Annotated in this window: 8 protein-coding genes; 6 read left to right on the top strand and 2 right to left on the bottom strand. The window is 28.5% G+C overall.

Annotated features, from left to right (window positions below; translation table 11 throughout):
- Positions 1 to 201 precede the first annotated feature (201 nt).
- From lonB to A500_RS03520, 6 genes are all read left to right on the top strand, one after another.
- Positions 202 to 1,875, top strand: coding sequence for an ATP-dependent protease LonB (gene lonB, locus A500_RS03545; protein ID WP_016206217.1), 1,674 nt, complete (start codon positions 202 to 204; stop codon positions 1,873 to 1,875).
- A gap of 317 nt (positions 1,876 to 2,192) precedes the next feature.
- The gene (gene lon / locus A500_RS03540; RefSeq protein WP_016206216.1) at positions 2,193 to 4,523 is read left to right on the top strand and encodes an endopeptidase La; all 2,331 of its coding nucleotides are present in this window, start codon (positions 2,193 to 2,195) and stop codon (positions 4,521 to 4,523) included.
- Entirely contained in the window at positions 4,519 to 5,121 is a 603-nt protein-coding gene (yihA, locus tag A500_RS03535) for a ribosome biogenesis GTP-binding protein YihA/YsxC (RefSeq protein ID WP_040436484.1), read from the top strand. Before lon ends, yihA begins: the two co-directional genes overlap by 5 nt.
- A gap of 152 nt (positions 5,122 to 5,273) precedes the next feature.
- On the top strand, positions 5,274 to 5,639 hold the full coding sequence (locus tag A500_RS03530) for a hypothetical protein (protein WP_016206214.1): 366 nt from the start codon (positions 5,274 to 5,276) through the stop codon (positions 5,637 to 5,639).
- Positions 5,640 to 5,664: 25 nt separating this feature from the next.
- Positions 5,665 to 5,910 carry a hypothetical protein gene (locus A500_RS03525; protein ID WP_016206213.1) on the top strand — a complete coding sequence of 82 codons (246 nt, stop codon included), beginning with the start codon at positions 5,665 to 5,667 and terminating at the stop codon, positions 5,908 to 5,910.
- A gap of 107 nt (positions 5,911 to 6,017) precedes the next feature.
- Positions 6,018 to 6,539, top strand: a complete 522-nt coding sequence (locus tag A500_RS03520; RefSeq protein ID WP_016206212.1) for a hypothetical protein — start codon at positions 6,018 to 6,020, stop codon at positions 6,537 to 6,539.
- Between the two features lie 178 nt (positions 6,540 to 6,717).
- Here A500_RS03520 and A500_RS03515 read toward each other — a convergent pair whose 3' ends face one another.
- Entirely contained in the window at positions 6,718 to 7,647 is a 930-nt protein-coding gene (locus tag A500_RS03515) for a hypothetical protein (RefSeq protein ID WP_016206211.1), read from the bottom strand.
- Positions 7,648 to 7,739: 92 nt separating this feature from the next.
- On the bottom strand, positions 7,740 to 8,147 hold the full coding sequence (gene perR / locus A500_RS03510) for a transcriptional regulator PerR (protein ID WP_016206210.1): 408 nt from the start codon (positions 8,145 to 8,147) through the stop codon (positions 7,740 to 7,742).
- Between the last annotated feature and the right edge of the window lie 95 nt (positions 8,148 to 8,242).

The raw sequence follows: 8,242 nt of genomic DNA, 5'->3' as shown, positions 1-8,242 counted from the left end.
ACGTTGACTTGGAGTGGACCGACGGAATAAGAAAATTTACATATGACCTTTTTTATATTAAATTGGAAAAACAATATGTATAAGAAAAATCATGGTAATTATCCCTTTTTTATAGAATATTAACTTATGATTAAGTTAATAATATGTATATAACTAAAAGAAGGGAGGGTGCATTACTTTTAAAAAGTTAATGCAAATTTTATGACTGAAATCTTAGTAATATTGCAAATAACAACTATGTTACTGTTTATATATTATATGGTCAATAATAATAAAGGTCATAGTAGCAATAAGGTTGTTATAGAAAAAGAAAATATAAAAGAAATGGATAAATTAAATAGGATGCGAAGCATTCAATTAACACAACCATTAACAGAAAAGAGTAGACCTACTAAATTTCAAGAAATAATTGGTCAAGAAGATGGGATAAAGGCATTAAAAGCAGCACTGTGCGGCCCAAATCCTCAACATGTTATAATATATGGTCCACCAGGTATTGGAAAAACAGCAGCGGCTAGATTAGTTTTGGAAGAAGCTAAAAAAATGGAAAAGTCTCCATTTAAAAAGGATGCAAAGTTTATAGAAATAGATGCAACAACAATAAGATTTGATGAAAGAGGTATAGCTGATCCATTAATAGGATCAGTACATGACCCTATTTATCAAGGAGCAGGATCTCTAGGAGTAGCAGGAATACCACAACCGAAACCAGGAGCTGTAACAAAAGCCCATGGAGGAATTTTATTTATGGATGAAATAGGAGAACTTCATCCAATAGAATTAAATAAACTTCTTAAGGTATTAGAAGATAGAAAAGTATTTTTAGACAGTTCTTATTACAGCAGTGAGAATCCAAATATGCCAGATTATATTAAAGAAATATTTGATAATGGCCTTCCAGCAGATTTTAGACTAATAGGAGCAACAACAAGAAGTCCAGAAGAGATAGTTCCAGCTATACGATCAAGATGTGTAGAAATTTTCTTTAGATCTCTTGAACAGGAAGAAATAAGAGTTATAGCAAAAAATGCAGCAAATAAAATAGGATTGGAAATTGATGAAGAATGCTTAAATTTGATTTCTAAATATTGTACAAATGGTAGAGATGTTGTAAATTTAATACAACTTTCATCAGGAGTAGCAATAAATGAAGATAGAAATGATATAAATATAGACGATATACAATGGGTTATAGAAAATGGTAACTATACACAAATTCCAGATAAAAAAATTAGAAATAAATCTCAAGTTGGAGTAGTTAATGGATTGGCAGTACATGGAGCCAATATAGGTATATTAATGGAAATAGAGGTAACTGCAAAAAAAGTAACCCATAGAATAGGCAATTTAAAAGTTACAGGGATAGTTGAAGAAGAAGAAATAAGTAGTAATAATAGGAAAGTAAAAAGGAAAAGTACTGCATACTCATCAATACAAAATGTATTTACAGTGTTAAATAATATTTTTAACTTAGAATGTGAAAATTATGATATACATATAAATATTCCAGGAGGAATGCCGGTTGATGGCCCATCAGCAGGAGTAACAATAGCGACAGCTATATATAGCGCTATAAATAAAGTTAAGGTAAATAGTAAAGTTGCGATGACAGGAGAAATAAGTCTGTTAGGGGAAGTAAATCCGATTGGAGGAGTTAGTGCCAAAATAAATGCAGCTCAAAAAGCAGGAGCGACAAAGGTTATTATACCTACAGATAACTGGAAAGAGAGCTTTAAAAATATAGAAGGAATAAAAGTTATTCCTGTTAAAACTTTAAATGAAGTAATAGAAAATGCTATATTAGAAGATGTAGTTGTAGATGATATAGTAGTTAGTAATAATATGGATGTATTATCAGCAAAAGGAGAAGAATAAAAAGGAATCTGCTATAAAAGGCAGATTCTTTTTCACTTACTATTTGAAGTAGCAATAAAATGTAATTTTTTATATAACTTATTATGTTTTTTAGGTAAGCTTATTGTTAAAAATCTATTAACAGTATTGTCCATTGATAAATTTAAATTATGTATTATAATAATATATACATGATAATAATGAGCATATGATAATAAATATTAGCTATTTGTTATAAAGTTATGATATAATGATTGATAAATTAAAATAGATTGAAAAATTATAATTTTATGTGTATACTATAAAAGTTACATAATGATATAAGGAGGATGGGAATAATGAGTGATATATTAATGACTCTACCTTTGATTCCTCTAAGGGGAATTAGCATTTTCCCTAATATGATAATACATTTTGATGTAGGAAGAGAAAAGTCTAAAGCAGCTATTGAAGCGGCAATGGAAAATCAAACAAATATATTCCTAGCAACTCAAAAGGATTATGAAATAGAGGAACCAGAAATTAATGATATTTACGATATAGGAACTATATGTAAAGTTAAACAAATAATAAAATTACCAAATAATATAATTAGAGTATTAGTCGAAGGATTAGACAGAGGAAGAATAACTAGCTTAGATAATAGTGAAGATTATTTCAAAGTTTCTGTAGAAAAAATAGAAGAACCTTCAAATGAAGAATATGAAGATATTGAAGCTTATATTAATTCATTAAGAAAAAGTTTTAGTAGATATATTAAGGCTTCAGGAAATATGAAAAGCAACATCATGTCTATATTCGATACTATAGTAAACTACAGTGAATTAATAGATGTAGTTGCATCTTATGTAATTGTAGATGAGGATAAGAAACAAGAAATATTACAAGAAGTAGACTGTATAAAAAGAATAGAAAAACTACTTATTATAATAGAAAATGAAATAGATATAATAAATGTAGAAAAGAAAATAGGCAAAAAGATTAGAGAAAGTGTTGATAAATCTCAAAGAGAATACTATATAAGAGAACAAATAAAGGTTCTTCAAGAGGAAATTGGAGAATATGATGAAGATAAAAAAGAAATTTCTAAGTATGAAGAAAGAATAAAAAAATCTAAATTACCAAAGCATGTTAAGGAAAAAGCAGAAAGTGAATTATCTAGATTAAAATCTGTATCAGGGCAAGGTTCTGAAAGTAATGTGATAAGAAATTATTTAGACTGGATACTTGATATACCTTGGAGTAAATCAACAAAGGATAATTTTGATATCAAAAATGCAGAGAAAATACTTAATGATGAGCATTATGGCTTAGAAGAAGTAAAGGAAAGAATAATAGAATATTTAGCTGTTAAACAATATACTAATACTTTAAAGGGACCTATATTATGTTTAGTTGGTCCACCAGGGGTTGGTAAAACTTCAATAGCTAAATCAATAGCTAATGCAACAAATAGAAAATATGCAAGAATGTCCTTAGGTGGAGTAAGAGATGAGGCAGAAATAAGAGGTCATAGGAAAACCTATGTTGGAGCTATACCTGGAAGATTAGCATATGTTTTAAAGGAAGCTAAAGTAAACAATCCTCTTGTTTTATTAGATGAAATAGATAAATTAGGATCAGATCATAGAGGTAATGTTTCTGATGCACTTCTAGAAGTTTTAGATAGTGAACAAAACAATACATTTAGAGATCATTATTTAGAATTAGATATGGATTTATCTAAAATATTATTTATAACAACTGCTAATTCACTAGATACAATACCAACACCACTTTTAGATAGGATGGAAATCATAGAAGTATCTGGATATACTTATGAAGAAAAATATAATATAGCAAAAGATCATCTTATACCTAAATTATTAAAGGAACATAAGTTAACCAATGAACAATTCAAAATATCAGAAAGTTCTATAAAAGAAATTATTAACTCTTATACTAGAGAAGCTGGAGTAAGAAGCTTAGAGAGAGTCTTAGGAAAGTTAATAAGAAAAGTACTTACAGAAATGATGAGAGATAATAAAAAATCTATATCAATATCTGCTAATAGAATAGAAAAGTATTTAGGAAATAAAATTTATACTTTTGATGTAAAAGAAAAAGAAGATAGAATAGGTGTAGTAAAAGGAATGGCATGGACAGCTGCTGGTGGAGATACACTGCCGGTTGAATCTGTAATTATGAAGGGAACTGGAAAGCTAATTCTTACAGGTCAATTAGGAGATGTTATGCAAGAATCAGCTAAGATTGCCTTTGGATTTGTAAGAGCTAATGCAAGTAAATATGGAATTGAAGAAGAATTCTATAAAAATACAGATATTCATATACATTTTCCAGAAGGAGCTATAAAGAAAGATGGACCTTCAGCTGGTGTAACTATAATTACATCTATTATATCAGCATTAACAAAGAAAAAAGTAAGAAGTAATGTTGCTATGACTGGAGAGGTAACATTAACAGGTACAGTTCTTGCAATAGGTGGATTAAAGGAAAAGTCAATAGCAGCATTTAGAGCTGGTATTGATACTATAATAATTCCAAAGGAAAATGAGAAGGATATTATTAAGATTCCATCTACAGTGAAGAGTAAGCTTAATATCATTGCAGTTAATCATGTCAATGAAGTATTAAATAAAGCTATAATTGGAGTTGAAAATATTGATTAAAATTATAAATTCAGATTTTGTTATATCTGCAGTTAAAAGAGAACAATATCCGATAACTGGATTGCCAGAGGTTGCGTTTGTAGGACGCTCTAATGTTGGTAAAAGCTCTATAATTAATGCTATAACTAATAGAAAAAAACTTGCTAAAGTTAGTCAGACACCTGGAAAAACAAGGTTAATTAATTTTTTTATCATAAATGGAGATAAATTTTATTTAGTTGATTTGCCTGGATATGGATATGCCAAAGTCTCAAAGACTGAAAAAGCAAGTTGGGGTAATACTATAGAAACTTACTTAAATAATAGAGAACAGTTAAAGAGAGTAGTACTTTTAGTTGACTCTAGACATAAACCAACAGCAGATGATATACAAATGCATGAATGGATTAAATTTTATGGGTATGATGAAGTAGTTATAGCAACTAAAAGTGATAAACTGTCTAATAATGAATTAAGAAAAAGTGAAAAAGTAATAAGAGAAACATTGAATTTATCAAATGAAGATAAATTATATTTCTTCTCATCAGTGAATAAAAAAGGGAAAGATGAGTTAATAGATAATCTTTTTGGCTCTATAATTGAAGAAAAAGAAGAATAATTAAGGAAGAACTTAAAGTATTAAAGCTTTAAGTTCTTTTTTATTTGTTAAAAATTTAAAATATTACAATAAAAAACAGTGGCAATTATTATTCGAGAGAATAGTATATACTATAAAAACAAAAAACTAAAAATCCCAAGGAGGAGTAAGTTATGGAAATGAATGAAATTCTAAATGGTCTAAATTCATACGGTGCTAACGATGGAATTGCACCTCAATGTCCACCACAAGGCATACAAGGTTTCAACAATAACTGTGGAAACAATTGTGGATTTGGAAGCTGGATCTGGATTCTTTTAATACTATTTTATAGTGGAGGATTTGGCGCTAGAAATAATAGATGTTGCTGTAGAAAAGAAAGAAAACATGATTGCTGCTGCGACGATTACGGATATGGCGGATATGGAACTGGAAACTGTTCATCTTATCTATTCCTATTAGTAATTCTATTCCTATGCAATGGCTGCTCTGGTTCCGGTAATATCGGAAACGGAAATCTATTTGGCGGATGCTGCTAGTTTAAATTAGAAAGGAGAGATAATCATGTCAAAGAAACATTCTCACAAAAAAGACTACTATGATGATTGCTGTTGCTGTGAACCAGTACCATGCTGTGGAGCTGGAAATGCATTTAATGGAATAAATAGTTGTATTACACCAATAATATTCTTATTAATAGCATGTGGTTCAGGTGTTTTAAATAACAATTGCTCATATCTAATAATTTTATTATTCTTACTATGTGGAGGCTCTTTCGGAAACCTATTTGGTGGAGAAGGCTGTTGTTAGTATAGAGGATGGAGGGCTATGCCCTCCAAAAAAATGTCTTAAATTATAAACACATTAGCTTTTTTTACATATAATAAATCAAAGGAAATATAATAGGAGGAACCTAAATGTCAAGGAAAAAGCGTAGGCATAAAGGAGAGAGAGTAGTCAATGAAAACTCTAACAATAGAACAAATAATGCTCCTTTTGGTATAAATCCAGCTCAACTTATGAGTATGTTAGGTGGTAATATGGATATGAGTCAAATTGGAAGTATGCTTTCATCTATGAAGATGGATGGTTTAGATTTGAATAATTTTAATTTGGGGAATTTTAATAATAATCATCAAGAAAATAATGTAAATCCCGGTAATAGAAATATATTTGATTTAGGAGCTTTGCAGGGAATGATGAATAATTTAGGTTTAGGGAACTTTAACTTTAACAATAACTCTCCTCAGTATTCAAATTTAACTAATGAAAATAATTTAAACATATCTGATGATGATATAGATAGCATAAATAATGAAGTACTATATGATGATGAAAACATACAAATGCTAATCGCTATTAAAAGTATAGTTGACCCGAAGAAGGCTGCGTTTATAGAAAGAATTATAGAAGCATATAATAAGGGTGATTTCAAATAATACTCTTATGTAAAGTTTAATAAATATATTTTTTTATGTATAAAAGAAGAACCATAAGCAAAGAATAATAATGTACCGGAGAAGTATTCTCCTATAGCAAACGTAGAGAAATCTTCGTTTAAGCTAAACCCCCCCATCCCCCTTTTAGGCCGCTATTAGCGGCCTTTTGATTTTAAACTTATATTTTCTTTATCGAAGATATTTTGAGAGAAGTATACCCATCATATTTAACAGTTAAATAAAGTAATAATTCCTTTGATGGAGTAGAATCATGTACACTTTTGGTATTCTCAAAAGATAAAGTCCAATTCATTCCCAAAATATTTCCATCTTTATCCCATTCAAAATCTGTAAAATATCCATTTTGAAATGAATATCTAGTATTATCTTTATCTAGGCCCCATAAAATTGCTAGTTCATTACTATCAATGTCTGAAGTGAAAATATTTGGAGCTTCTGATAATTCATATGGAGCCTCAATAATATCTATAAAGCTTTGAATAACAGAAAGACCTTGAACTTTTGGTTTTGAAAATGTTATATCTTTTATCTTATCTTCAAAAAAAATATATCCTTTAGTAGAACCATCACCTTTACTAGAAGATAAAGATAATAATTTAGGAGTCTTGTTATTATTAGAGTCTAATATTCCAACTATATTATCATTAGATGTGAAGGTATTTATAAACTTATCACCATTCCATGAGAATATATAATTTATAGGAGTTTTATCTTTAGATAATCTAACAATAATTTCAGGAATATTATTTCTTGATATATCCAAAACATCTATTTTTATTGGCCATTTAGTAACTGAATCTCCAAGCAATGCTAAGTTATCTTTACTAGTTAATGAATAAGTTTCATCCTTACTTTTTATATTTATTATGTAGCTATTATTTTCCTTAGATACTTCTATCTCGTCTTTTTCACCATCACCATCAAAATCAAAAGATATATTATTTTTAGAATTTACAGGAGTAAAAGCCTCAATATATTGATCTTTTGTAAAGAAAAAGTAAATTGATGAAATAAATACAAAAAGTATAAGTAATGATACTATATAAGATAATATAGAGTTTTTCTTTATAATAATGAATTTTGACATATAATCACCTCAATTTATTATATGAAATTCATTAGTGATTAATTCAACATAAATAAAAAGCTAGAAATTAAATGAAATTCCTAGCTTTTTGTTTATTGACAATCTTTACATAGTCCATAAAAAAATATTCTATTTGATAGAACCTTATATTCTGAGCACTCCTCAGCAGTACGATTAAGAGTTGTAAATGATATATTTTGTAAATCAGATACCTTACTACAGTTTATACATTGGATATGAGCATGTTCATGTGAATTAGCATCATATCTAAAATTACCTTCTCCAACATTAATTTCTTGAACTAAGCCAACTTCTACTAAAGTCTTTAATGCTTTATAAACTGTAGCTAAACTCATAGTAGGGTATTCAGGTTGAAGTGCTTTATATATAATTTCTGCAGAAGGATGTTCATTTGTACTCATTAAATATTTGTAAACTGCTAATCTTTGAGGAGTAAGTTTTAATTTCTTTTCTCTGAAGATAGAAGTTATATTCTCCATAATACACCATCCTTTTATATTGTTTATATAATTATATAATACTCTATATTATATGTCAATGTATGTTTTTAGTAATTAATTCTATTGAATAATCA

Source organism: Clostridium sartagoforme AAU1, assembly GCF_000401215.1.
GTDB lineage: Bacteria > Bacillota > Clostridia > Clostridiales > Clostridiaceae > Clostridium > Clostridium sartagoforme.
The sequence above is the reverse complement of the archived record's forward strand: the minus strand, read 5'-3'. Positions and strand labels throughout refer to the sequence as shown.

Excerpts from the sequence above, each read along its gene's own strand:
- lonB (WP_016206217.1), top strand. The coding sequence starts at position 202 with ATGACTGAAATCTTAGTAATATTGCAAATAACAACTATGTTACTGTTT.
- lon (WP_016206216.1), top strand. The coding sequence starts at position 2,193 with ATGAGTGATATATTAATGACTCTACCTTTGATTCCTCTAAGGGGAATT.
- A500_RS03530 (WP_016206214.1), top strand. The coding sequence starts at position 5,274 with ATGGAAATGAATGAAATTCTAAATGGTCTAAATTCATACGGTGCTAAC.
- A500_RS03525 (WP_016206213.1), top strand. The coding sequence starts at position 5,665 with ATGTCAAAGAAACATTCTCACAAAAAAGACTACTATGATGATTGCTGT.
- A500_RS03520 (WP_016206212.1), top strand. The coding sequence starts at position 6,018 with ATGTCAAGGAAAAAGCGTAGGCATAAAGGAGAGAGAGTAGTCAATGAA.
- A500_RS03515 (WP_016206211.1), bottom strand. The coding sequence starts at position 7,647 with ATGTCAAAATTCATTATTATAAAGAAAAACTCTATATTATCTTATATA.
- perR (WP_016206210.1), bottom strand. The coding sequence starts at position 8,147 with ATGGAGAATATAACTTCTATCTTCAGAGAAAAGAAATTAAAACTTACT.